The sequence below is a fragment of the Veillonella sp. 6_1_27 genome (genome assembly GCF_000163735.1).
Classification (GTDB): Bacteria; Bacillota; Negativicutes; order Veillonellales; family Veillonellaceae; genus Veillonella; species Veillonella parvula_A.
In genome coordinates this window covers 101,641-127,473 of the sequence record NZ_GG770215.1, presented here as the reverse complement: position 1 = coordinate 127,473, position 25,833 = coordinate 101,641, and the positions used below count along the sequence as shown (strand labels likewise).

22 protein-coding genes are annotated in these 25,833 nt (G+C 40.1%); 1 reads left to right on the top strand and 21 read right to left on the bottom strand.

Annotated features, from left to right (window positions below; all coding sequences use genetic code 11):
• Window positions 1-45 precede the first annotated feature (45 nt).
• Window positions 46-705 (bottom strand): TerC family protein, encoded by a 660-nt coding sequence (locus HMPREF0874_RS00565; protein WP_039964892.1) that lies wholly within the window; start codon window positions 703-705, stop codon window positions 46-48.
• Window positions 706-975: 270 nt separating this feature from the next.
• On the opposite strand from HMPREF0874_RS00565, the gene HMPREF0874_RS00560 reads away from it, so the two are divergent.
• Window positions 976-2,334: an MATE family efflux transporter gene (locus HMPREF0874_RS00560; protein ID WP_008600681.1), complete on the top strand. Its 1,359-nt coding sequence runs from the start codon at window positions 976-978 to the stop codon at window positions 2,332-2,334.
• A gap of 52 nt (window positions 2,335-2,386) precedes the next feature.
• On the opposite strand, the gene uvrC is transcribed toward HMPREF0874_RS00560, so the two are convergent.
• The 20 genes from uvrC to HMPREF0874_RS00460 all read right to left on the bottom strand — a co-directional run bounded on the left by uvrC (window position 2,387) and on the right by HMPREF0874_RS00460 (window position 25,501).
• Window positions 2,387-4,213 (bottom strand): excinuclease ABC subunit UvrC, encoded by a 1,827-nt coding sequence (uvrC, locus tag HMPREF0874_RS00555; RefSeq protein WP_008600680.1) that lies wholly within the window; start codon window positions 4,211-4,213, stop codon window positions 2,387-2,389.
• A 33-nt stretch (window positions 4,214-4,246) separates the two neighbouring features.
• Window positions 4,247-7,099: an excinuclease ABC subunit UvrA gene (uvrA, locus tag HMPREF0874_RS00550; RefSeq protein WP_008600678.1), complete on the bottom strand. Its 2,853-nt coding sequence runs from the start codon at window positions 7,097-7,099 to the stop codon at window positions 4,247-4,249.
• Window positions 7,100-7,233: 134 nt separating this feature from the next.
• Window positions 7,234-9,411 carry an excinuclease ABC subunit UvrB gene (uvrB, locus tag HMPREF0874_RS00545; protein WP_008600677.1) on the bottom strand — a complete coding sequence of 726 codons (2,178 nt, stop codon included), beginning with the start codon at window positions 9,409-9,411 and terminating at the stop codon, window positions 7,234-7,236.
• Window positions 9,411-9,794: a hypothetical protein gene (locus tag HMPREF0874_RS00540; RefSeq protein WP_008600675.1), complete on the bottom strand. Its 384-nt coding sequence runs from the start codon at window positions 9,792-9,794 to the stop codon at window positions 9,411-9,413. The genes uvrB and HMPREF0874_RS00540 overlap by 1 nt, the downstream gene beginning before the upstream one ends.
• Window positions 9,784-10,719, bottom strand: a complete 936-nt coding sequence (gene ftsY / locus HMPREF0874_RS00535) for a signal recognition particle-docking protein FtsY (RefSeq protein WP_008600673.1) — start codon at window positions 10,717-10,719, stop codon at window positions 9,784-9,786. Before ftsY ends, HMPREF0874_RS00540 begins: the two co-directional genes overlap by 11 nt.
• A complete protein-coding gene (gene smc / locus HMPREF0874_RS00530; protein ID WP_008600672.1) occupies window positions 10,719-14,273 on the bottom strand; it encodes a chromosome segregation protein SMC in 3,555 nt (1,184 codons plus the stop codon). The genes ftsY and smc overlap by 1 nt, the downstream gene beginning before the upstream one ends.
• Before the next feature lie 45 nt (window positions 14,274-14,318).
• Window positions 14,319-15,509 carry an elongator complex protein 3 gene (locus HMPREF0874_RS00525; protein ID WP_039964890.1) on the bottom strand — a complete coding sequence of 397 codons (1,191 nt, stop codon included), beginning with the start codon at window positions 15,507-15,509 and terminating at the stop codon, window positions 14,319-14,321.
• Between the two features lie 171 nt (window positions 15,510-15,680).
• Complete coding sequence (gene rnc, locus HMPREF0874_RS00520) at window positions 15,681-16,421, bottom strand: ribonuclease III (protein ID WP_004693448.1); 741 nt, start codon at window positions 16,419-16,421, stop codon at window positions 15,681-15,683.
• Window positions 16,421-17,665: a beta-ketoacyl-ACP synthase II gene (fabF, locus tag HMPREF0874_RS00515; protein ID WP_004693446.1), complete on the bottom strand. Its 1,245-nt coding sequence runs from the start codon at window positions 17,663-17,665 to the stop codon at window positions 16,421-16,423. Before fabF ends, rnc begins: the two co-directional genes overlap by 1 nt.
• 35 nt (window positions 17,666-17,700) lie before the next feature.
• Window positions 17,701-18,657, bottom strand: coding sequence for a nitronate monooxygenase family protein (locus tag HMPREF0874_RS00510; protein WP_008600668.1), 957 nt, complete (start codon window positions 18,655-18,657; stop codon window positions 17,701-17,703).
• A gap of 77 nt (window positions 18,658-18,734) precedes the next feature.
• On the bottom strand, window positions 18,735-18,965 hold the full coding sequence (locus HMPREF0874_RS00505) for an acyl carrier protein (protein ID WP_004693441.1): 231 nt from the start codon (window positions 18,963-18,965) through the stop codon (window positions 18,735-18,737).
• Window positions 18,966-19,016: 51 nt separating this feature from the next.
• On the bottom strand, window positions 19,017-19,760 hold the full coding sequence (gene fabG, locus HMPREF0874_RS00500) for a 3-oxoacyl-[acyl-carrier-protein] reductase (protein WP_004693439.1): 744 nt from the start codon (window positions 19,758-19,760) through the stop codon (window positions 19,017-19,019).
• A gap of 1 nt (window position 19,761) precedes the next feature.
• On the bottom strand, window positions 19,762-20,703 hold the full coding sequence (gene fabD / locus HMPREF0874_RS00495; RefSeq protein WP_008600663.1) for an ACP S-malonyltransferase: 942 nt from the start codon (window positions 20,701-20,703) through the stop codon (window positions 19,762-19,764).
• 11 nt (window positions 20,704-20,714) lie between these two features.
• Entirely contained in the window at window positions 20,715-21,659 is a 945-nt protein-coding gene (gene fabK / locus HMPREF0874_RS00490; protein ID WP_008600662.1) for an enoyl-[acyl-carrier-protein] reductase FabK, read from the bottom strand.
• Window positions 21,660-21,674: 15 nt separating this feature from the next.
• Entirely contained in the window at window positions 21,675-22,670 is a 996-nt protein-coding gene (locus HMPREF0874_RS00485) for a beta-ketoacyl-ACP synthase III (protein ID WP_008600659.1), read from the bottom strand.
• The gene (plsX, locus tag HMPREF0874_RS00480) at window positions 22,654-23,682 is read right to left on the bottom strand and encodes a phosphate acyltransferase PlsX (protein WP_004693432.1); all 1,029 of its coding nucleotides are present in this window, start codon (window positions 23,680-23,682) and stop codon (window positions 22,654-22,656) included. The genes HMPREF0874_RS00485 and plsX overlap by 17 nt, the downstream gene beginning before the upstream one ends.
• Before the next feature lie 3 nt (window positions 23,683-23,685).
• On the bottom strand, window positions 23,686-24,246 hold the full coding sequence (fapR, locus tag HMPREF0874_RS00475; RefSeq protein ID WP_004693429.1) for a transcription factor FapR: 561 nt from the start codon (window positions 24,244-24,246) through the stop codon (window positions 23,686-23,688).
• Between the two features lie 305 nt (window positions 24,247-24,551).
• Complete coding sequence (gene rpmF / locus HMPREF0874_RS00470) at window positions 24,552-24,728, bottom strand: 50S ribosomal protein L32 (protein WP_004693428.1); 177 nt, start codon at window positions 24,726-24,728, stop codon at window positions 24,552-24,554.
• A 25-nt stretch (window positions 24,729-24,753) separates the two neighbouring features.
• Window positions 24,754-25,266, bottom strand: coding sequence for a DUF177 domain-containing protein (locus HMPREF0874_RS00465; protein WP_004693424.1), 513 nt, complete (start codon window positions 25,264-25,266; stop codon window positions 24,754-24,756).
• A gap of 100 nt (window positions 25,267-25,366) precedes the next feature.
• On the bottom strand, window positions 25,367-25,501 hold the full coding sequence (locus tag HMPREF0874_RS00460; RefSeq protein WP_004693422.1) for a rubredoxin: 135 nt from the start codon (window positions 25,499-25,501) through the stop codon (window positions 25,367-25,369).
• Between the last annotated feature and the right edge of the window lie 332 nt (window positions 25,502-25,833).

Here is a 25,833-nt window from a genome sequence, read left to right as displayed (position 1 = left end):
AAAAAATATCTCTCCTCCTATGACTAGAAGAAGAGATATGTTACATTATTTCTTAAGTTTCTTTACTAACAAAGATGCCCCTACTACGAGAATAACAGCACCAATTTTAATGAGTAATGCATACGGTTCTACGGTATGTGAAATTAATTTATCTTCCACACTCATCGCTGCACCCACCCAGGCAAGGATACCGCCACCAACGTAAAGGATGATTGGAAAGCGTTCGATAACTTTTACAAATAAAGTACTACCATAAATGATAATAGGTACTGTAATAAGCATACCGACAGCAACTAATGTCATATTGCCACTAGCGGCACCAACTACACCAATAACATTATCAATACCCATAATTCCATCTGCAATAACAATGGTCATGATAGCAGCGCGCAAGTTATCTTTAGCCTCGATATTGTGCTCGCTATCATCATCAACAACAAGCTTATAACCGATCCATAAAAGAAGGATACCACCAACTAAACGAAGAGCAGGAATATTGTTCAATGCCTCTACAAATAGGAATGCCATAACAAGACGTAAAATAATAGCGCCAGCTGTGCCCCAGAAAATCGCCTTCTTCTGTAAATGTGCGGGTAGGTTGCGAGCCGCCATACCAATAACGATGGCATTATCACCAGCTAATAAAATATCAATAACGATGATTTGAAGCATCGCTAATAAGCCTTGTACAGTTAAGATGTCCAATGTATCCTCCTTAGAATAAAACAATAGTATATATATTATAATCGATATAGTAAAGTAGTGTAAAATTCAATTATCAACATATATATACGTTTTTATCATAATTCTTTCTTATTAAATAAGATAGTTTATATAAGGTCATTTCTCCCCTTACATAATCACAATATGGGCTCTATTTTTTTATAAATTTAATTCCTTTTCCCCTTAGGTTTTGGCTATTAAATTAAGCTACTTTATGGTATGGTATAGTATATCGTTACTAGGGAGGTTAGTATGTATCAAACATATTCTATACTGCAAAAATTATGGTTGTTTATAAAACTATTTACTCCAATGTGCATCACTCAATTTTCCCTGATTGGGGCGACCTTTATCGCCATCTTTTTAACGGGGCAATATAGTACGACTGATTTAGCTGGTGTTGCTACGGGATATAATTTGTGGCTCCTCTTCTATATCTTTGCACAAGGTACATTAATGGGTATCACACCAATTATTTCTCAACTATTAGGAGCTAAGAAAACAGATGATATCCCAATAATCTTTCATCAAGGCCTTTTCATCGGTACAGGACTAGCATTTTTAATTTTACTAATCGGTATATTCGGCTTACGCCCTTTATTGACATATTTAAATCTTGAGCCGGCTGCCACCGAGGTATGTATTAGTTATCTGAAAGCCTTTGCACTTGGTTTATTCCCATTACTCTGGGTAAATACCTTGCGTAACACTGTCGATTCTCACGGATTAACGCATTACTCCATGGCCATCGTCTTTACAAGCTTTGTGATTAACGTATTCTTAAATTATGCACTCATCTTTGGTCATTACGGTTTTCCTGAAATTGGTGGTGTTGGTGCTGGCTACGGTATTGCTGGTGCCTGTTGGACAAACTTAGTTCTATTTAGCTTAGTCATTCTATTGCATCCTAAGTTAAAAGGCTATCGCATCTATAAAGATTTCCATAGCCCGAATTTTCACTATATCCGTGAACAATTACAAGTTGGTATTCCCATAGGTTTTTCTATCTTTTTTGAAGCTAGTATCTTTAGTATTGCTGGGCTCTTAATGGTTCACTTTGGATCTGCTGTAGTAGCAGCTCATCAATCTGTCATTTCTTTTACTAATGTATTCTACTGCTTACCATTAAGTATCGCCATGTCCTCTACCATTGCCGTTGCTTATGAACTCGGTGCAGGACGAAAAAAGGAAGCCATCCAGTACTCTTATATTTCTCGTGTATTAGCTATCATTATAGCTGTTCTTATATGCGCCTTTACGTTCACCCATATGGATAATATTGCTGATTTATTCACCAACGATGATGAAGTATATGAGCTTATTTATCACTTCCTCGGGTATGGCGTATTTTTTGCAGCTATTGATGCCATAGGTACTCCATTACAAGGTATTCTAAGAGCCTACAAGGATGTAAAAATAGTTCTTTACATCTCGCTCATATCTTATTGGGGCGTATGTTTCCCAACAGCTTATACTCTTGCCAAAAATCCTAATTATGGACCATTTGGCGTATGGATTGGTTTGTTGGCTAGCGTAGTAGTTGCGGGTATATTATTTACACTTCGCACATACTACATACAACATTACAAACCTAGAACTATTGTAGAATAATAAAATCACCTATTGATTACGCTCAAGTGTAAGTAATCAATAGGTGATTTTTTTATTTTAGAGCCTCTTGTTTCTCTACTTTGGACATACGGAAGAAATTATATAGTGTTTCTGCCGTCTTATAATTCATAGATTCTACCTTTAAAAGTTCATCGATAGATGCCTCTTTCATGGCCTCTAAACTATTAAAGTGAGCCCATAAGGCCTTACGGCGTTTAGGCCCGATACCTTCAATATGATCAAGAATAGATTCAAGATTTCGCTTACCGCGCAACTTACGGTGATAGGTAATGGCAAAGCGATGCGCTTCATCACGAATTTGTTGAAGTAATTGAAGCTCCGGCGTGTGATGACTCAAAATGATACTTTCAGATTGTCCCTCTACAAAGACCTCTTCAATACGCTTAGCCAAGGAGATAACTGGCACATCTGTAACACCAACGGCACGGATTAACGGCAAGGCCGCATTGAGCTGACCTTTACCACCATCGATAATAATGAGGTCTGGCATAGGCCAATCTGTTTCATTACCATAACGTCGTTCCATAATTTCAGCCATCGATTTAAAATCATCAGGTTTGCCTTGTGTAGTTTTCAGTTTAAAGCGGCGATATTCTTTCTTCGCAGGCTTGCCACCTTCAAAAACAACCATAGAAGCCACCGTTTCAGTTCCTTGTGTATGAGATATATCAAAACACTCCATACGTTCGGGTAAACGTGGTAAGTCGAGAATCTCGGCTAGCTTCTTAACCGCCCCGCCAGTCTTATCGATTTGGTGCTGCCACTGACGACGACGTTCTTCAAGGAAAGTTTCCGCATTTTCATGAGCCATCTTGATCATATCCATCTTATAGCCACGTTGTGGCACAGATACATTTACGTGTTGACCTTTTAACTGTGTAAACCATTCCGTTAATAAGTCCCTATCTGTACTCTCCATAGGTAGTAACAACTCTTTAGGAATAAAGTTTGTATCTCCATAGTATTGCTTGATAAAGTCTGTCATAATGGTTTCTGAACTATCGCCATCATGTTGCACAAAGTAATTCTCACGGCCTAACAGACGACCACCGCGGATGAATAGCAACTGTACACAGGCCATCGATGTATCTACAGCCAATCCTAAGACGTCTAAGTCGCCACGTTGGGTAACCATGCGTTGCTTTTCTTGTATCTTTTCAATACTAGATAATTGATCTCGATACCGTGCCGCATCTTCAAAGCGCAAATCTTCTGCAGCAGCCTCCATCTTTGATTTAATTTCCTTTAGCAATGGTATAGGTTTACCTTCAAAAAGTTCTATGATTTCGTCAATATACTTCCGATAATCGGGTACCGATATTTTATTAAAACACGGCGCCTCGCAGTAATGCATATGATACTGTAAGCATGGGCGTTCTACCTTCATAGACTTACAGGTACGCAATGGATAGTACTGTCGTATTAATTTCAGTACCACATGAACAGATGTGACATCTGTAAAAGGGCCAAAGTACTTGGCTCCGTCCCGCTCTAAACGCCGCGTCATATATACGCGTGGGTAATCCTCTTGCACAGAGACTTTTACATATGGGTATGTCTTATCATCACGAAGTCTAATGTTATATTTCGGTTCATGCTCCTTGATAAGTGTATTCTCCAAGATGAGCGCTTCCATCTCCGTTTTTGTTTGAATGACTTCCACATCGACGGCACGTTTCATCATGGCCGTAACCTTTGGTGCGCGATTTGCATCGTTACGCACATAGGAACGCACACGATTTCGCAAGTTAATAGCCTTACCTACATAAATAATTCGGTTATATTGATCACGCCACAAATATACGCCTGGTGTAGTTGGCAAATGGCTAACCTTTTCCAGTAATTCTTTAGACGGCATATTTCCTCCTTTCCTTGTAGATTTTTAGATGTTTTATTTCTTATTTTTTGCAGCTTTCATAAATTTCTTAGTCTGTTCCAATACAGGACCTAAGAATTTCCCGGTATAGCTTTCTTTCACCTTAACAATTTCCTCAGGCGTACCAATTGCCACGATAGTGCCTCCGCGATTACCACCTTCAGGACCAAGATCAATAATGTGATCAGCCATCTTAATAACATCTAAATTATGTTCGATAACGACAACTGTATCGCCACCCTCTACGAGTTGTTGCAATACGTGTAATAACTTGCGAATATCCTCGGCGTGAAGACCTGTAGTAGGTTCATCTAGGATGTATAGCGTTTTACCTGTGCTGCGACGAGCTAATTCAGTAGCTAATTTAACGCGTTGTGCTTCACCACCAGATAATGTTGTAGCCGCCTGACCTAAACGAATATAGCCAAGACCTACCTCTTGCAAGGTAACCATTTTACGATTGATCTTCGGAATAGCGCTGAAGAACTCAACCGCATCATCTACCGTCATATCTAGTACATCTGCAATAGATTTACCTTTGTATTTAACCTCTAAGGTTTCTCGGTTATAACGGGCTCCCTTACAAACCTCACAAGGTACATACACATCTGGTAAGAAGTGCATTTCAATTTTAATGATACCGTCACCACGACAAGCTTCACAACGGCCACCTTTTACGTTAAAGCTAAAGCGCCCTTGTTTGTAACCGCGCATCTTTGCTTCCGGTGTTTGACTATATAGTTCGCGTATGGCATCAAATACACCTGTATATGTAGCTGGATTGGAACGAGGTGTACGTCCGATAGGGCTTTGATCAATATTGATGATTTTATCGATATGTTCAAGACCACGGATTTCTTTATGAGCCCCTACTTTGTGGTTAGAGCGATATAATTGATTAGCTAAACCTTTGTAGAGAATTTCATTAATCAAGGTAGACTTACCAGAACCGCTGACACCAGTAACAACATTAAACAAGCCAATAGGGAATTTTACATTTACATTTTGTAAATTGTTTTCCTTAGCACCGCGAATTTCAATGCAGTTCTTACCTGGTTTACGGCGTTCTTCCGGAAGAGCGATAAATTTACGACCACTCAAATACTGACCCGTAATAGAGTCTTTTACCTTCATAACTTCCTCAACAGAACCAGCGGCAATAATTTGACCGCCATGCTCACCTGCACCTGGACCAATGTCCACGAGATAGTCAGCCGCACGCATCGTATCTTCGTCGTGTTCTACAACGAGCAAGGTATTACCTAAGTCCCGCAATCCTTTTAAGGTATCGATGAGTCGATCATTATCTCGTTGATGTAGACCTATGGACGGTTCGTCTAGGATGTACAATACACCTACCAAACCAGAGCCGATCTGTGTAGCCAACCGAATACGCTGTGCTTCACCACCAGATAATGTGCCTGCACTACGGTTCATTGTTAGGTAATCGAGACCTACATTATTAAGGAAACCTAGACGAGCATTGATTTCCTTCAAAATTTGAGCGCCAATGACTTGTTCACGCTCTGTTAATTGTAGATGCCCAAAGAAATCTAATGCTTCCTTTATAGTTAATTGTGTGACCTCATTGATATTCTTATCCCCTACGGTAATAGCCAATACTTCAGGTTTTAGACGAGCACCATGACATGTAGTACACGGCTTAATGGACATAAACTTTTCAAATTCTTCACGCATAGAATCTGTAGAGGCTTCACTATGACGGCGCTTAACCATCGGTAAAATGCCTTCGTACTCAGTAAAGAATTCCTTTATTTCACCTCTCATATTTTCATAGGTGAAACTTACCTTATCCGTCGTACCGTACATCACCTTTTTCTGTAATGCTTTCGGCAATTCATCATAGGTGGAGTCTAAGGAATATCCATTAGCTTTTAATAGGCCTTCTACTTGACGCATAAACCAAGCATTAGGATTAGAGCTCAATGCTTGCACACAACCATCGGCAAAGCTAATGGATCCATCTGGAATAACGCGCTCCTCATCAACCTCCATAGTAGAACCAATCCCTAAACAGGATGGACACGCACCAAATGGACTATTAAATGAGAACATACGTGGTTCAATCTTAGGTAGCGAAACATGACAATCCGGGCACGCAAAATGTTGGCTATACATATGTTCAGGTCCATCTACCTCTTGAATCACAACGATGCCTTCCGCCCATTTTGATGCAGTCTCCATAGAGTCAGCCAACCGGGATTCAATGCCTTCTTTTACAACGAGGCGGTCAACAACGATATCGATGGAATGCTTCTTATTTTTCTCTAATACAATCTCTTCGTCCAAGGTACGCACTACACCATCTACGCGAGCACGAACAAAGCCTTCTTTGCGAAGTTGTTCAAATACCGATTTATGTTCTCCCTTTTTACCTTGAATCATAGGGGCTAGCACTAAAACCTTAGTACCTTCAGGAAAGCTCATTACATCATCTGTCATTTGTTGTATTGTTTGTTGTGTAATAGGCTTACCACACTCTGGGCAATGTGCATGACCCACGCGTGCAAATAAAAGACGTAAATAGTCGTAAATCTCCGTTACGGTACCAACCGTAGAGCGAGGGTTACGACTCGTCGTCTTTTGGTCGATAGAAATGGCTGGAGATAAACCTTCAATATAATCGACATCGGGTTTATCCATTTGTCCCAAGAATTGACGGGCATATGCAGACAGAGACTCAACATAACGACGTTGCCCTTCTGCGTAAATCGTATCAAATGCTAAGGATGATTTACCAGAGCCACTGAGTCCAGTCAAGACGATAAACTGATCACGTGGCAAGGATATATCAATATTTTTTAGGTTATGCTGACGCGCACCTTTTACAATCAATTGATCTTTCATTATCTTTCCTATTTAAAGAGATGATACCAAATGGCATCATCTCTCTGATTACTAACATGAAATAATATATGTATATTATCGCACATATAGTCTATATAATCTATGTGTTTTCTTACAATCTTTTAAAATTGTTCCTAAGATTTACTTTTTGAACCTGTCCGCTTTCTAGATTTGGTAGAAGCAGGCTTCTTCAACTTGCTATCTCCTGCACTATGCATATCGGACCATTGTTGACGTAATACGCCCAATTGATCACGTAACTTAGCAGCGGTTTCAAATTCAAGCTGCTTTGCGGCGGCCTTCATTTGACGATCTAGTTCTTCAATCTTATTGTACAATTCTTCCGGTGTTATATCTGCCACCTTAGGTGCTGATGTATCTTGAACATATGATTCGTGTCCATGGTCCATGCCCTCTGAGGATTTTTTTTGTTTTCCTTTTTTCGATGAAAGTCCCTTTCCATCGGTAACCATATCTTCTTCGATTTTCGTTAATTCGATTAGCTCTTTTACATCTTTAGATACAGATTTAGGCGTAATATTATGTTCAATATTATAAGCCTCTTGCACGGCACGACGACGGTCGGTTTCATCGATAGCCCGTTGCATAGAACCTGTTACACGATCTGCGTACATGATAACATGACCATTCACATTACGAGCCGCACGACCTATAGTTTGAATCATAGCCGTATCGGAACGCAAGAAACCTTCTTTATCCGCATCTAAGATAGCAACCAAAGAAACCTCTGGCATATCGAGACCTTCACGAAGCAAGTTGATACCAACTAATACATCGAATACGCCAGCCCGCAAATCACGAATGATTTCAGCCCGCTCAATAGTAACAATATCGGAATGAAGATAACGAACTCGTACGCCCATTTCCTTCAAGAATTCCGTTAAGTCCTCAGCCATCTTCTTCGTCAAGGTCGTAACGAGAACCCGTTCGTTCTTAGCAGCTCGTTTATGAATTTCTCCAAGCAAATCATCCATTTGCCCCTTAATAGGACGAATTTCTATAGATGGATCTAATAGGCCCGTAGGACGAATGATTTGCTCTGCAATATTCGTTTCTACTTCCATTTCGTATGGTCCAGGCGTTGCCGATACGTAAACAATTTGATTGATACGCTCTACAAATTCATCGAATTGAAGCGGTCTATTATCGAGTGCAGAAGGCAGCCGGAAACCGTATTCTATAAGAGATTCTTTACGGGCACGGTCACCATTGTACATAGCTCGAATTTGAGGCATCGTCACATGAGACTCGTCCACCATGATGAGGAAATCATCTGGGAAATAATCAATCAATGTAAACGGTGCTTCCCCAGCCTTGCGTTCAGACATATGACGTGAATAGTTTTCGATGCCCGAGCAATAGCCCATTTCTTGCATCATTTCTATATCATAACGGGTACGCTGTTCTAAGCGCTGAGCCTCCAATAGACGGTCAGCAGCTTTTAACTTCGCTAGCTGTTCATCTAGTTCGGCTTCTATACGCTCTACGGCAATATTCATCTTCTCTTTCGTCGTCACATAGTGAGATGCTGGATAGACAGCAACATGCTTTCGTTCCGCAATAACTTCACCCGTCAAGGAATCTACCTCTACGAGGCGGTCGATTTCATCACCAAAAAGCTCCACCCGAATGGCTCTTTCACTATAAGCGGCAGGGAAAATATCAATTGTATCCCCTTGTACACGGAAGGTACCGCGAATAAAGTTCATATCATTTCTCGTATATTGAATATCTACGAGTTTAGATAAGATTTCATCGCGCGACTTCGTTTGACCTAAGCGTAAGGACAATACGAGATCAGAATAGTCCTCAGGGTCACCTAAGCCATAAATACAGCTAACAGAGGCAACAATAATGACATCGCGGCGCTCAAAAAGACTCATCGTAGCACTATGTCGCAGTTTATCAATTTCATCATTAATAGACGCATCCTTCTCGATATAGGTATCACTAGAAGGAATATAGGCCTCCGGTTGATAAAAATCGTAGTAAGATACAAAATATTCTACCGCATTATTAGGGAAGAAACTTTTAAACTCGCTACATAATTGAGCAGCCAAGGTTTTATTGTGAGCAATGATCAAGGTCGGCTTTTGAACTGCCTCAATAACCTTGGCCATTGTAAAGGTCTTACCAGTACCAGTGGCACCGAGCAAAACTTGGGCCCATTCACCGCGTTCAATGCCTTCTGTTAAGGATTGAATCGCAGTAGGTTGGTCCCCTGTAGGCGCAAAGGGCGCCTCCACTTTAAATGGTTGGCCCCCCTCGTAATTATATGTACTATGCTTCATTACTGTTCATCCTGATGTTTACGGATGGCCTTCATCTCTTCATCCGTCAAACGACGACCTACATTTTCCGCTTGATTCAACGTATCCTCACCTTCTAAGACTTCGATGAGCATAGCAATAGAAAAGCGATCTAGTGTAGGTGTGGTCTTCTGGATCTCATCAGCCATCATCCAATCTGATTCAGTATAGTTATTAATACGTTCTGTAATTTCTTCCCAGTTTGAAAGTAGCAATCTCGTAATGGGGCGATATAGTTCAATACCGAAGTACTCGATTAAGCTAACTATCTTATTCATATTTTCTAGGCTAACATTACATTCATTTTTTTTATTTTCAGATTCTACATATTCAAGTAAGAATTCCCGGTTATATTTATTTGTCACCTTGAATCATTCCTTTATTAAATAATGCATTAGCAAATTCTTTTGCATTAAATGGACGCAAGTCATCCATACCTTCGCCAACGCCAATCCAGCGTACGGGTACGCCTAGTTCCTCTTTAATAGAGATAACTACGCCGCCTTTTGCCGTACCATCTAGTTTAGTTACAACAATACCATTTACTGGTACAGCTTGACCAAATAATTTAGCTTGACTTACTGCATTTTGACCCGTAGTACCATCTAAAACAAGCAATGTTTGATGCGGCGCACCTTCTACGTGGTTATTCGCTACGCGTCCCATCTTTTTAAGCTCTTCCATAAGGTTAACCTTAGTATGTAGACGACCAGCCGTATCTACGATAACGAGGTCTGCATTACGAGCTTTCGCAGCTTCCATTGCATCATATACAACGGCAGCAGGATCTGCACCTTCTTTATGTTTAACAATCGGCACACCAACGCGATCAGCCCAAATGGATAATTGGTCAGCTGCAGCAGCACGGAATGTATCACCTGCTACAATGATAACCTTTTTACCTTCTTTAGTATAATAATTGGCCAATTTAGCGATTGTCGTTGTTTTACCGACACCATTTACACCAACTACGAGGATAACCTCAGGATGATGCAAAGTAATTTCATCTTCTTGATCGATGAGCATTTCCGTGATGCGGTCTTCCATGAACGGCATTACATCGCCTGTATGATTGATGATACCTTCTGTTACACCACGACGAATTTCTTTCATCAAGTATTCTGTCGTCTTAGGGCCTAGATCACTAGTAAGCATAACTGCTTCTAAATCATCTAAAAAATCATCATCGATTTGCGCATAACCAATAACGATGCTTTCTACATTTTTTACAAAAGACTTACGAGTTTTTTCTAAACCGTCTTTAATTCTATCAAAGAATCCAAATGCCATTATGCTAGATCCTCCTTCACATCTTCAAATGCTACTGTTAATAATCGCGATACACCGCGTTCCACCATTGTTACCCCTTGAAGTACTTCGGCAGCTTCCATCGTCTTTTTACGGTGAGATACAACGATAAATTGTGTTTCTTTATTTACTCGATTTAAGTAGGAACTAAATCGTTCAACATTGGCTTCGTCAAGCGCCGCGTCAACTTCGTCAAGCACGCAGAACGGAGCTGGACGATAATCGAGGAATGAGAACAATAAAGCGATAACCGTAAGAGCACGTTCACCACCCGATAAAAGTGTCAATTGTTGACGCTTTTTCCCTGGTGGTTGAATATAGAAATCGATACCACCCGTCAAAATATTATCTGGATCAGTCAGTACAATTTGCGCAGTACCACCGCCAAACAATTGGCTGAATACCTCTTGGAATCTACGGCCTACCACATCCAATACATCGTATAGCTGTGTACTCATAGCCTTATCCATTTCGGCAATAACCGCCTGTAATTGCGTCTTTGCCGTATCTAAATCAGCTAATTGTGTGGTTAAGAAATCATAGCGTTCTTTAGTCTCTTCATATTCCTCAACGGCATTTGGATTGACTGGACCCAATTCGGCAATTTCGGCCATCAAACGAGCTTGCTCATCCTTCCAATCATTAACGGAACCTTCAATGCGAAGGGCTTGAGCATCTTCCAATGTAAAGCCTAGCTCTTGTAATTCTTCTATAAAGCGCTCACAATCCATGCGATGACGTGTAATTTTACCTTCCATATCAACAAGACGACCTTGCACCACTTTATAGCGTTGATTTAATCGGTCTTGCTCACTGAGGATAGATTCCATTTCCTCGCGCCCCGTAGATGTTTTATCATAGGCTTCATCGCGAAGAGCACGTAATCGTTCAACCTCAGCCGTAGCAGAGGCCAACTCTTGTTCTGCAACTTCCTGAGCCTTAGGTATTTCCTCTTCATAGCGTTGTGTAGTACTCACTAACAAATTACGAAGTGGTGTTAAGCGCTCAATAATACTAGAAATAGATTGATTACGCTGTTCACGTTGTGTTTCCCGTTCCTGAATCGTATGTCGTAAGGTATCACAAGTAAGGCGAGCTTTTGTAAAAGCTTCATACGCCTCTTGTTGCACCTTTTGCAACACAGTCAATCGATCCATCAACGCCCCTTGATTACCATCCACACCATGATTCTCTTGCAAGGAAGCTAATGCTGTTTCTTGATCTTTCAAGTTAGCCGTTGTAGTAGCCAAATCAATATCAATTTGTACTAAACGTTGCTCTTCTTCTGATAGAACACGTTTCTTACGATCTATCTGATGTTGTATATTTTGTACCTTTGTTTCGCTAGCCACATAGAGTAAGTTCGTATGTTGATAGCTTTCATCAAGGGCAACTCGTTCTTTCTCAGACTCTTCAACCCGTTTTTCAAGTCGTTCTAAGTTAGCAGTTAAAGATTGAATTTGTTCTTCAATTTGTACTAGCTCTTGTTCAAGGCTAGCAGCCTCTTCTTTGCGGCTCAATACAGAAGCACGCTTGCGCTTTGTGGCACCACCGGTTAACGAACCACCAGGTTGGAATTGTTCCCCTGTAAGGGTTACGATGCGCAATTGCTGATTGTATTTTTTCTGTAATCCAATGGCATCATCCATGGAGGATACTACCAAGGTGCGTCCCAACAAGTATTGGAAAATATGGGCGTACTTATTATCAAAGGAAATACAATCAACAGCAGTGCCTAATACACAGCTTTCATGTAAAGCCGGTGTATCATATGGTTTACCTTTTACTGAATCCATCGGCAAGAAGGTTACACGACCACCTTGGATAGATTTCAAATAGTTGACACCCTCCGCAGCAGCGCGAGCTGTAGTAGTTACAACGTGGTTAACACTACCGCCTAATGCCGTTTCGATAGCCGTAGTATATTTGTCCTCTACCGTAAAGAGCTCGCCAACAGCGCCCGTAATCTGTTCACGCCAAGAACCTTTACCATTGAGGATATTCTTAGTACCTTCTAAATAGCCTTCGTGCTGTTCCTCCCACTGTGCTAAGAGTTCTAAACGACCTTTTGCACGTTGTTCTTGAGTGCGCAGCTTTTGTAACTCCTTACGCTCTTCACGCGCTTTCATAGCCGCATTCTTAGCATCATCAACGAGGGCTTGTCGTTGAGCAGATAAGGCATTAAACTTTTGGCCTAGCTCTTCAAATTCAGAACGAGCGACTTGTAGTTCACTATCTACCTGTGCTATTTCAGATTCTAGAATAGCACATTGATTTTTGCTTTCTACCTTGCGAGCTTCTAAGCTCCGAATACTAGCCTTAGCCGTTTCAATAGCACTCACAACTTCTAATTGACGTTGCTCAAAAGCCTCTCGATCGGATTGCAAGGATTGGAACTTAGCTTGTTCTGCCCTTACATCTTCAACAGCCTTTTTGTAGGTCTCTTCTAATTCTTCTAAATTAGACTCTTTCTCTACTAATTGAGCACTTTCATCTTGAATCAATTGATTTAAGATGCGCAATTGTTGCTCCTCGCCCTTTTGCGTAGCCTCTAGCTCGCTAATGCGCATAGAAGTTTCATCTAATTCACGGCGCGCTGTTTTTAGTTGCTCTTCTAAGAGACGTAAATGGCCAGCTAAGCGTTCTTCATCACGTTGCTTTTCAGTATACTGAGCCTCCCACAACTTAAGCTGTTCCTGCTCTTTTGACGAGGACGATTGCAATTCGTGACGACGAGCCTCTAATTTAGACAATTCAGTTTGAAGCTCAATTTCTTCATCTTTAAAGGCAATATTATCATTTTCAAAACGCGTCAAAAGACGATCAGAGGTCTTATAATTGTGAAAGCCTAATGCCCCATCATAATCGCGCTTTGTGCGGCTTAAGGTCATATACTTTTTAGTCTTTTCCGCTTTTTCAGACAAAGGTCCTAATTGCTCTTCAATGGTAGCCATTACGTCTCGTACACGCTCCATATTACGGTCTGTGCTAGCAATACGACGCAACGCATCTTCTTTATTGATCTTAAAGCGAGAAATACCTGCTACATCTTCAAAAATCAATCTCCGTTCTTCAGGCTTAGAATTCAAGATAGCATCAATTCGATTTTGACCAATGATGGCCATAGAATCTCTACCAAGACCGGTATCTGCTAGTAAAAGATGTATGTCCTTTAAACGACAAGATCGCTTATTGACAAGAAACTCACTTTCACCAGTGCGGTATATACGGCGTGTAATGGCTACCTCAGCCATATCTATATCTAATTGTTGGTCACTATTGTCAAACACAAGTGTAACCTCAGCAGCGCTCATAGGTTTGCGCTTTTCCGTACCAGAGAAAATAATATCCTCTGCTTTTTGTCCGCGCAAATTACGCACATTGGATTCCCCTAAAACCCATTTCATTGCATCCGTAATATTACTTTTACCACTTCCGTTAGGACCAATAACGGCAGTCATTCCTGGTGAGAATTTTACAATCGTTTTATCCGCAAACGATTTAAAGCCCTTTAATTCCAACCGAAGTAATTGCATGACTGCCTCCTTTCTACCAACAACCCTAAATAATCATATCTTTTATTATAACACATATTGCAGGCCATCAATACAGCAACGAACGGTATTTCTCGTGCGTTCTTCACACCATTCAAATGCATACTGCGGATACTGAATCTGAAAGTATTTAACGTTTCGATTATTAAGGCCTCGCACCTTAGATGTTAAGCATCTCGGATAAGAAATAACAATATTATGCTTTACAGGAATACCATTAGTCCTAATATAATTTGTTCTATCATTATTAGTGTTATCTATACATCCACTATTATCAACATTAACTCTACTTAATTTTAAGCTTCCATAAGTAGCATCTTCAATTAAACTAAAACAATCATTACTTATTAAGTACTTAAACTGAGATACATGCTCATCAATACAACGTTCAATTCGCTGCTTATACTGTTCGTTCACAACCAGCTCTCCCATAGCGGGCTCATATGGACCTGCCACTAAGCTATTGCCGGAATCTAATTCTTCTGTACTTTGTAACCCCGTGCGAATGACTTCAATACCATGCTGTTCAAACCAATCTTTTAAAAATGAACAATACTGTATAGCTAGCTCAGTACTTAGTGGTTCATATTCTCCAGCTCTATACTGGTCGGCTAGCTCTGTATTTTCTATAACTAGTACGGGATAGATACGTACAAAATCAGGTCGTAATGCGGCTACTGCAATGGCCGTTTCTATTATGGTTTGCCATGTCTCTCCTTTTAGTCCTGGTAAAAGTTGAACCCCAACGGTCATATCACGATGTTTTAATCGTGTAACAGCCTCTACTACCTCTTGTGCCGTGTGCCCCCTCTTAGCATCGACTAAAATACCATCATTCATAGACTGCACACCAAGTTCTACAGTTTTTACTCCATAAGACTGTAATAATGTAATCGCTTCATCACCTACAGCATCAGGTCTTGTAGAGCAACGTATGCCATCAATGAGGCCCTGTTGAAGCATTTCATAGGCAGGCATTAATAATTTATGTTGTAAATCTTTAGTAATAGCCGTAAATGATCCACCATAAAAGGCAACCTCCCAAAACTTTTCATTCCGCTTTGTTCCTACATAGTCTTTGATTGTTTGTTGTATATATTCTGGAGTTAGGTGACTAATACCAGATTGGCCTGTAATACGAGATTGATTACAAAATGTACACACATAGGGACAACCTACGTGAGGTATAAAAAAGGGAATCATACCAAATGGTTTCATAGACACCTCCTCTTCTTATGTAAAAATTATTATTCATCTATTATTATATAGATTATTGTTCATCTATCATTATATAGATCATTATTCATCTACCATTATATAGATTATTACTCACATACTATATATTACTCACATACTATTATACAAAAAAAAGCGCCATTCGGCGCTTTTCTATTTATCAGCCATCAACTTTTCTAAAGTCAATTGAGCCGCATGTTGTTCTGCAATTTTTTTACTTTTACCAGAGCCGGCCTCATAAGTAACACCATTAATTTCAACCTCCATATGGAAGGTTTTAGCATGATCGGGACCACTTTCACTGAGCAAATGATAGACAATATGTTTATCCCCATCACGTTGCACATATTCTTGTAATAATGTCTTATAATCTTTGCCCCGCTTACCTTCTAAGGCTTGCATGATATAGGTAGTTAAATGCTTTAAAACAAAGGCCATAGCCGTTTGATAATCTGTAGAAATATAAATGGCACCGATGAGAGACTCAAAGGTATCCGCTAATATAGAGTTTCTATCGTTACCACCGGAAGCGCGTTCTCCATGACCGAGCAATAAATATTGTCCTAGTTGCAAAGAACGACTCACAGATGCTAAAGAATCCTCACACACTGTAGCGGCCTTAATTTTCGTTAAATTACCTTCAGCCATATCTGGATATGTCTTAAATAGGTATTCCCCAATAATAAGATCCAAAACAGCATCGCCTAAAAACTCTAATCGCTGATTGTGATGAATATGCTTTGATTTATGTTCATTCGCATAAGAAGTATGTGTAAAAGCACAATCTATAATGGATATATCTGACACAGGTATGTCTAAACGAGCAACAAGCTCATGAAGAGATTCTTCACGAGCTTGTGTTATCTTACTCTTATGCGTTTCGATAGTAACCATTAAGCTTCATAACGGCGAATGCAAAGTGTACCGTTATGACCACCAAAACCGAAAGAGTTAGAAAGTGCACATTTTACTTGAAGTTCACGTGCGCCTTCACGAACATAGTCCAGATCCAAACCTTCATCAGGATTGTCACAGTTAATTGTAGGGTGAACTTTACCAGTTTCAATCGCCATTGCCATTACGATAGTTTCAATAGCACCAGCAGCCCCCAATAAGTGACCTGTCATGGATTTAGTAGAGTTAACAGCGATATTTTTAGCGTGATCGCCGAACAATTCTTTAATAGCCAATGTTTCATTTTGGTCATTAAGGCCAGTAGATGTACCATGAGCATTGATGTAGTTAACGTCTTTAGGATCAATACCTGCATCTTTAATTGCTAATTCCATACATTTACGAGCTTGAACACCACCTGGAGCTGGTGCAGTGATATGGTAAGCATCACCATTGCTACCATAGCCCACAACTTCAGCATAGATATGCGCACCGCGTGCTTTTGCGTGTTCTAATTCTTCAAGAACTACGATACCAGCACCTTCACCCATTACGAAACCATCACGGTCACGGTCAAATGGACGGGACGCCTTTGTTGGCTCATCATTGCGTGTAGACATAGCTTTCATAGCCGCAAAACCAGCTACAGCAGCCGGAGATACCGCAGCCTCAGTACCACCAGCAAACATCACATCAGCATCTCCACGTTGGATGATACGGAATGCATCGCCAATCGCATTTGTACCAGAAGTACAAGCAGTTACGTCTGTAATAACTGGACCTTTAAGACCAAGGCGAATAGATACGCGTGCAGATGTCATATTTGCAATCATCATAGGTACTGCAAATGGACTTACACGGCCAGGACCTTTTTCGAATAATGTTTCATACACCTCATGGATAGAGTCAATGCCGCCTATACCTGTACCAACTACAGTACCACAGCGATCTAAATCTGCTTTATCTAAATCAAGATCAGCATCTTCACAAGCAAGAACAGCTGCACCGATAGCAAATTCTACAGAACGGTCCATACGACGAGCTTCTTTCTTGTCTACCCCATAGTTTGTAATATCAAAGTCTTTTACTTCACCCGCAATGCGTGTTGCATAGTCAGATGCGTCAAAGCGTGTAATCGGCCCAATACCAGATTGACCTGCCAATAACGCATTGTAGAAGTTCTCTTTACCGATACCTACAGGAGTCACTGCCCCTAAGCCAGTAATTACTACACGTTTTTCCAATTATTCCACCTCTTATAGCTATACAGCCCTTTAAATTAATCAATCTCTGCTACTTGCTGTTTTAATTGAGCAAAGATATCTTTAACTGGCATAATCCTATCGACTTTTCTCATATTATTGCCAGAGAACACCAACCCCGTTTCCACATCACCTTGTTGTGCGCGAGAAAGAGCGCGGATAATGCAGAATTTATGGGAACAATGTTTTAAACAGTTATCACACACCGTTGGAGGCGCTACAGTACCATCTAAAACAGATTCAGCAAATTTGTTTTTTATTGCTTGACCAGGCAAACCAACAGGACTTTGAATCAATACAATATCCTCAGGGTTTGTAGCTCGTACATACATTTTTTTCAATTCATCAGATGCATTACATTCATCAGAAGCAGCAAAACGGCTACCCATTTGAACACCACTAGCACCGATTTTTAACATTTCAACGATATCACGGCCATCTAGAACACCACCAGCAGCAATTACTGGAATGTTTTTTACCGCTGCTACAACTTCGGGAACGATTTCTCGAGCGGAACGATCCGTCCCCAAGTGTCCACCAGCTTCACAGCCTTCTACGATTACAGCTGCAGCACCTAAACCTTCAGAAATGCGAGCTAATTTTGCGGACGAAACAATTGGTACAATAGGAGTACCAGACTCTTTGCCCATTGCGAACATATCTCTTGAAAAACCAGCACCTGCTACTACAAGATCAATGCCTTCTTCGATGGCAGTCTTTACTAAGCCAGCAAATTGAGTTGCTGCTACCATCGCATTTATACCAATAATACCCGTAGGTGATAATTTTCTAGCTAATTGTATTTCGTATCGTAATTCATCGAAAGGCAAGCCAGATGCCGCAATAAGGCCAATACCACCTTCATTTGCAACGGCTGCTGCCAAGCGAGCTGTAGACAATCTAATCGCCATACCACCTTGAATAATAGGTACTTTGGCCACTAGATTCCCAATGCGAAGTTCAGGGAGCTTCACTATCAAATCCTCCTGTAAATAAAACCGGTTGGGAGGCCACTCGGCCTCCCGTTCGGTTGAATTGTTAGCTTTACAGCTTATTTAGCAGAATCAATATATTCTACTGTATCCTTAACGGTTTTAATTTTTTCTGCAACGTCGTCAGGGATTTCAACATTGAATTCTTCTTCAAATGCCATGATCAATTCAACGATATCTAAGGAGTCAGCGCCTAAGTCGTCGATGAATGTAGAATCAATGGTAACTTCAGCTTCATCAACGCCTAATTGTTCCACAACGATTGCTTTAACTTTATCGAAAGTGTTCATTAGTGGTTCACCTCCTTTCAAAGTGTATTTATATATAGTCTAATTTTACAACTACATTACCATGCCACCATCAACATTGATGACTTGACCCGTAATATAATTAGCAAAATCGCTAGCAAGGAATGTTGCTACTGTTGCTACTTCTTCGGCATCAGCCATACGGCCCAACGGAATTTGAGTAACCATAGCTTCTTTAACTTTTTCTGGTAATACATCGGTCATATCTGTATTGATAAAGCCTGGTGCAATAGCATTAACTGTAATACCACGGCTAGCCAATTCTTTAGCACAGGATTTAGTAAAACCAATTACGCCCGCTTTAGAAGCAGCATAGTTAGTTTGACCAGCATTACCTATAACACCAACAACAGATGTCATGTTGATAATATGACCAGAACGTTGTTTCATCATGATTTTAGATACTGCTTTAGTTACCAAGTAAACACCTTTTAGGTTGATATCGATAACAGCATCAAAATCTTCGTCTTTCATTCGCATTAACAAACCGTCACGCGTAATCCCCGCATTATTCACGAGAATATCAATGTGACCAAATTCTTTATGAGCTTCTTCCACCATGGAAGCAACTTCATCAGCATTTGCTACATTAGCTTTAATTTTAATGGCTTTACGGCCTAACGCTTGTACAGCTTCAACAGTTTCTTGCGCTGCACCTTCACTACCGCTATAGTTTACTACAACATCAGCACCAGATTGTGCTAAATTGATAGCTACAGCGCGACCAATGCCACGGGATGCGCCAGTTACAATGGCTACTTTACCCTCTAAATGCATTTTATCGAACCCCCTTCAAAAATTCAAGCGTTTTCTCTAAGGATGCAATGTCTTCAACATTGGCTAATTCCATATCTTTGTTAATCTTTTTAGTAAAACCTGTAAGTACTTTACCAGGCCCCACTTCAACAAAGCGAGTAACACCAAAGTTTACCATTTCAGCTACACAATCTTCCCATAAAACAGGGTTAGCGGCTTGAGTAACTAAGGACTTTTTAATGTCATTGGCATTAGTCAAAATCTTACCAGTAACATTTGCAACTACAGGAATTTGTGCATCACTCACTTGGATCTTATCCAATTCTTCCTTTAACCGAAGAGCTGCTGGTTCCATCAAACGGCTGTGGAATGGAGCACTCACCGGAAGCATTACTGCACGTTTCGCTCCTGCTTCTTTCATTTTTTCAGCTGCTGTTTCCACCGCTGCAGTTTCACCGGCAATAACGATTTGTCCAGGGCAATTGAAGTTAACTGCTTGTACAGAACCTACAGAAGCATTTACTTCTTCACAAATTTCTACAACTTGCTCACGAGGTAATGCCAAAATTGCCGCCATAGCGCCTTTACCCAATGGCACAGCTTCTTGCATATATTCACCGCGTTTATGAACTACATATACTGCGTCTTTAAAGTTCAATACACCGGCTGCTACTAGAGCACTATACTCACCAAGACTATGCCCGCCTACGATATCAGGCATAAAGCCTTGTTCTTTTAGGATTTCATAACAAGCTACGGATGCAGTCAAAATAGCTGGTTGTGTATTTGCTGTTTTAACAAGCTCTGTATCAGGACCTTCGAAGCATAATTTACTGATGGAATAACCCAGTGCTTCGTCAGCCTCTTCAAAACGTTGTTTTACAATAGGATACGCATTATACAAATCTTGTAACATGCCTACTTTTTGAGAACCTTGACCAGGAAAAACAAATGCCGTTTTCATTAGGGGCCTCCTTATTTACTAAGACCTTGAAGATTCTTAATCACTGTTTCAGCTTCAGTCATGATATCTTTAATGATAGTTTCACATGGTTTAACATCTGTTAACATACCAGAAATTTGACCGATCATTACAGAACCTTCTTTTACATTACCCTCAATAGCAGCTAAACGAAGTGTGCCAGCGCCTAATGCTTCCAATTCCTCTTTAGAACCACCACTAAATTCAAGGGATTTATATTTATGAGCTAACGCATTATCTATAATACGTACAGGATGACCTGTTGTTAAGCCAGTCATAACTGTAGCACGATCTTTTGCTTTCAATACAGCATTTTTATAATTTTCATGGGCAATACATTCTTCGGATAATACGAATCGTGTCCCCATTTGTACCGCTTTAGCACCTAATGCAAATGCCGCAGCCATACCACGACCATCTGCAATACCTCCAGCAGCAATAACTGGTACATCTACAGCATCAACTACTTGAGGAATTAATGCCATAGTTGTAATATCACCTACGTGACCACCAGACTCTGTACCTTCAGCAATAATTGCATCAATACCGCCACGTAATAAGCGCTTTGCAAGTAATACTGATGCAACTACAGGAATAACTTTTGTACCAATTTCTTTCAAAGCGGGAACATAAACACCAGGATTACCTGCACCTGTAGTGATAACAGGAACACGTTCTTCCACAACTACTTCCATAACCTCTTTTACAAATGGAGACATGAGCATAATATTACAGCCAAAAGGCTTGCTAGTGCGCTCTTTTAATTTATGGATTTCATTACGGAAAATATCAGGAGGCATATGACCAGCACCAATAATCCCAAGGCCACCAGCTTCAGAAACGGCTGCCGCTAATTCTGCAGTACCGAGCCAAGCCATACCACCTTGAAAGATTGGATACTCAATCTGCAATAAATCACAAATGTCAGTCTTAATCATCTTGATGTGTCCTCCTTAATACCATTTCAAGACCAGGCTTGCCCATGTTAGGCCTGCACCAAATCCTGCAAACGCAACATTATCACCGCGTTTGAAACGTCCCTCGCGATTAGCTTCATCAAGTGCAATCGCTACAGACGCGGCAGATGTATTACCATACTTATGTAAATTAACAAAAACTTTTTCCATCGGCAGATGTAAACGTTTGGCTGCCGAATCAATAATACGAATATTCGCTTGATGAGGAATGAAGTAATCTAATTCGTTTAACTCCATACTAGCGCGTTCTAAGGATTTTAAAACCGTACGCCCCATCGTTTTAACGGCAAATTTATATACTTCAGGGCCATCCATATGAATAAATGTTAAGCCCTCTTCTACGCGTTGATCATTTGCCACCACAGCAGTGCCGCCTGCAGGAATGCAAAGAGCTGATCCTCCAGTGCCATCGGCGCCCATGTCAATACCTTTAATGCCATAGCCTTCAGGTACTTCAGATACTACTGCAGCCCCAGCACCATCACCAAAGAGGATACATGTACCACGATCATTCCAGTTTACTCGACGGGAAAGAATTTCCGCCCCCACGACGAGTACTTTTTTATAAATACCAGAACTAATATAACTAGCGGCAGTAATCAATCCATATACAAACCCAGAGCATGCCGCTTGTAAATCATAGGCCGCAGCGTTTTTAGCGCCTAAGTTCGCTTGCAATACACAAGCTGCCGAAGGAATAATCATATCTGGTGTTAAGGTAGCAAAGATAATCATGTCGATTTCCTCTGCAGTGACATTAGCCATTTGCATAGCTTTTTTTGCTGCCTCTGTCGCCATATAGGATGTATTCATACCTTCCGGTGCAATGCGTCGTTCTTCTATACCCGTACGCTCTCTAATCCATTGATCATTGGTATCAACCATTTTTTCAAGATCAAAGTTTGTTACTACATTGTCAGGAAGGAAGCTCCCAGTACCAATGATTCCTACAGGTTTATTCATCATAGTCATACTTTAAGGCTCCTTCAATATCCATCGTTTCTCTTATGTGTTGAATAATTTTACGCTCTACTAAATCACTAGCAATTTCAATAGCAGTTTTTATTTCTTTTGCTTTAGAACTACCATGAGCAATCATGAATACCCCATTAACTCCTAAGAGCGGAGCACCACCATTTTCTGTGTGATCCAAACGTTTTGCCATCTTTTTCAAAGCTGGCTTTACAAGCATAGCTCCTATCTTGGCGAAAATACTTCCTGCCATGATGCTATCCTTTACTAATTGCGTAAGACCTGTTACTAAACCTTCCGCAAATTTAAGTACCACATTGCCTACGAAGCCATCACATACGACAACATCAACGGCACCTTTAGGAATATCGCGACCCTCAATATTTCCTTTAAAATTGATAGTCTTCATACCCTCCAAAATCGGATACGTCGCCAATACAACATCGTTCCCCTTTGTGGCCTCTTCACCAATATTTAACAATCCCACAGTAGGATTTTCTTTTCCTAATAAAAGCTTAGCGTATTCAGACCCCATTAAAGCACCTTGTACAAGATGTTTAGGTTTACTATTAGAATTTGCACCAGAGTCTAACATAACTGTTATACCACTTACCGTTGGCATTGGAGTTGCAATGACAGGGCGATCAATGCCCTTAATGCGACCGAGACCAAACAAAGCCGCTGCAACAGCAGCTCCCGTACTCCCCGGAGCAATTACAGCATCACAACGATTATCCCGAACCAACGAAGTAGCGACCACAACAGATGCATCTTTTTTCTTGCGCAATGCTTGACCTGGATGTTCATCCATGCCGATTACCTGGCTAGCATGATGTACAGAAATACGTGGATTCTTAGCTTCATTATTAGCTTCTAATATATCAAAAATTTGCTGCTCATCGCCGACGAGCACCACTTCAATGTGTTGATTTGCTCGTACGGCTTCAATGGATCCAAGTACAGTCTCCATTGGAGCAAAGTCGCCACCCATGGCGTCTATTGCAATTTTCATAATTTACACCCTATTCTCTACGGATTCCATAATAAATTTTGCGCGAAACACTTCTTTTATTTTATCTCTTATTATAACCCAAATAAAGAACTTATTACCTCGGCGACGAACAATTTCTGCTTTCGCTACCAAATTAGTACCAGATCCTACCGGGTTCTTATATTTTATATTTCCAACTTCCGCAGAGCAAACAGTCGTCCCCATAACCACTTTTGCAAGGGAATTTGCTTGAGCATATAAATACTGCGGTTCTACATATCCAAATTGATCTTCCATATCAGCCGTAGTACGCAACATAGATAATGCTTGGTGCCCCTCGGTGACATCAATCAATTCGCCAACCACTTCATATGATACATGTTCTGCCATTTCATGTGATTGACCTGTAGCCATAACACGAATGCGTTCACGCAATTCAGGAATACCCAATTCTAGTCGATCGAGACGAATTGTTGGCACACTTACACCAAAGTGTGTTGCCAATTCTTCATCAGTAAGAAATGGCGTAATATTCAGTTTTTCTTGTAACTGCTTCTGGCGCTCTTGCTTCTTTAACCGACTCATGGGACCACCTTTTATGACCTAGTATTAATATTACATCCTAAGTATATACAATAATTCCCTTATTGGCAAGACTTTTCATACATATAGTAAGATATTTTCATAGCATATACAAAATATAGTTGTTTTTTTATATTTTAGTATTATTGTTTATAAAAAATAAAAATGTGTCACCATCTTATAGAATAATCTTACTATAAAATAGTGACACTTGCTATTGATAACGAAACATATAAAAATATGAGTGTATATTTTGAAAGCATATAAAAAAGACGCCTACAAAGTAGGCGTCTCTCTCTGCTCACATATTAAGCATTAGCTACTACTTGTTCACCTTTATAGTGACCACATGTAGGGCAAACACGATGAGGCATCTTAGGTTCGTGGCATTGTGGACATGCTACATAACCAGGAGCTTCTAATTTCCAATTAGCACGACGACGATCGCGACGGCATTTAGACAATCTACGTTTAGGTACTGCCATTATCTGCACCTCCTTAGTACAATCATTAGGATAATCTATCATCTTTCTCATCAAGCAAAGCACGTAACTCTGCAAATCGAGGATCCACCACAAAGGATTCACAAGAACAAGGTGAAACATTTAAATTTGCTCCGCAATGAACGCACAATCCTTTGCAATCATCCTGACATAACACTTGAGAGGGCTCATTGATGATTAATGTATCCCTAATTAGTTCAGTTAAGTCAATTTCTTCTCCATCAAAAGAATTCACATCATCTGCAGCATCTCGACAATCACTAAAGATTTCCTCAAAGAAATCTTTTCGATAATGTTCTGTGGTATTTAAACAACGGGAACAATCATAATCGCCTTTAGACTGAATCGAACCTTGAACGATGTAATTTTGACCATCAAACCAAAACTCACCACTAATGGTTATATCATGACGGCTCCAAGGAAAAGCAGTTACGTCACCAAGCTCAGAGGCTGATATCGTATAGCTATAAGGAAATTTCTTTCCTATATGTTCTTTTGCTTGCTCTACTTGCAGTTTCATAATCTTACCTCGACTCATAATATTATAAACATGACATGGTGCTTTGTCAAATAAAAAAGACTATCTCAAGTGGACTCAAGATAGCCTTTTGGTAAGTCAATTACATTTTTTCGAATTGGTCTTTACCAACACCGCAAATTGGGCAAACATAATCAGCTGGTTGATCTTCGAATTTTACGCCTTCAACAGCTTCGTCATAAACCCAACCACATACTACGCATACATATTTTTCCATGTGTATTTCCTCCTTCACTTGAAAATTATTGTTTAATGTTTATCTTTAATTAATTCAGATACTCTATCTGTAATGTAGTATATCAAAGACATCGAAACTTTTCAATACTCATTTTCTTATTTTCTCATTTTTTATAATATTTAATAATCATAGATACTATGCGGTTTTCTACTACTTAACTCATTTGAAATATATTATCATTTAGTTTTTTTATCTTTAGACTACTGCTGAATATTTTATTTTAATCCAATAATTGGAAATTAATTTTGAAAGCATATTGTTTAAATAAATAACTATAATAACCTTATCTAAGGTGTACATAATTTTTATAT

Bases quoted from the DNA above. Each gene is read 5' to 3' on its own strand.
- HMPREF0874_RS00560 (WP_008600681.1), top strand. From the start codon at position 976: ATGTATCAAACATATTCTATACTGCAAAAATTATGGTTGTTTATAAAA.
- uvrC (WP_008600680.1), bottom strand. From the start codon at position 4,213: ATGCCGTCTAAAGAATTACTGGAAAAGGTTAGCCATTTGCCAACTACA.
- uvrA (WP_008600678.1), bottom strand. From the start codon at position 7,099: ATGAAAGATCAATTGATTGTAAAAGGTGCGCGTCAGCATAACCTAAAA.
- uvrB (WP_008600677.1), bottom strand. From the start codon at position 9,411: ATGAAGCATAGTACATATAATTACGAGGGGGGCCAACCATTTAAAGTG.
- ftsY (WP_008600673.1), bottom strand. From the start codon at position 10,719: ATGGCATTTGGATTCTTTGATAGAATTAAAGACGGTTTAGAAAAAACT.
- smc (WP_008600672.1), bottom strand. From the start codon at position 14,273: ATGCAATTACTTCGGTTGGAATTAAAGGGCTTTAAATCGTTTGCGGAT.
- HMPREF0874_RS00525 (WP_039964890.1), bottom strand. From the start codon at position 15,509: ATGAAACCATTTGGTATGATTCCCTTTTTTATACCTCACGTAGGTTGT.
- rnc (WP_004693448.1), bottom strand. From the start codon at position 16,421: ATGGTTACTATCGAAACGCATAAGAGTAAGATAACACAAGCTCGTGAA.
- HMPREF0874_RS00505 (WP_004693441.1), bottom strand. From the start codon at position 18,965: ATGAACACTTTCGATAAAGTTAAAGCAATCGTTGTGGAACAATTAGGC.
- fabG (WP_004693439.1), bottom strand. From the start codon at position 19,760: ATGCATTTAGAGGGTAAAGTAGCCATTGTAACTGGCGCATCCCGTGGC.
- fabD (WP_008600663.1), bottom strand. From the start codon at position 20,703: ATGAAAACGGCATTTGTTTTTCCTGGTCAAGGTTCTCAAAAAGTAGGC.
- fabK (WP_008600662.1), bottom strand. From the start codon at position 21,659: ATGATTAAGACTGACATTTGTGATTTATTGCAGATTGAGTATCCAATC.
- HMPREF0874_RS00485 (WP_008600659.1), bottom strand. From the start codon at position 22,670: ATGACTATGATGAATAAACCTGTAGGAATCATTGGTACTGGGAGCTTC.
- plsX (WP_004693432.1), bottom strand. From the start codon at position 23,682: ATGAAAATTGCAATAGACGCCATGGGTGGCGACTTTGCTCCAATGGAG.
- fapR (WP_004693429.1), bottom strand. From the start codon at position 24,246: ATGAGTCGGTTAAAGAAGCAAGAGCGCCAGAAGCAGTTACAAGAAAAA.
- rpmF (WP_004693428.1), bottom strand. From the start codon at position 24,728: ATGGCAGTACCTAAACGTAGATTGTCTAAATGCCGTCGCGATCGTCGT.
- HMPREF0874_RS00465 (WP_004693424.1), bottom strand. From the start codon at position 25,266: ATGAAACTGCAAGTAGAGCAAGCAAAAGAACATATAGGAAAGAAATTT.
- HMPREF0874_RS00460 (WP_004693422.1), bottom strand. From the start codon at position 25,501: ATGGAAAAATATGTATGCGTAGTATGTGGTTGGGTTTATGACGAAGCT.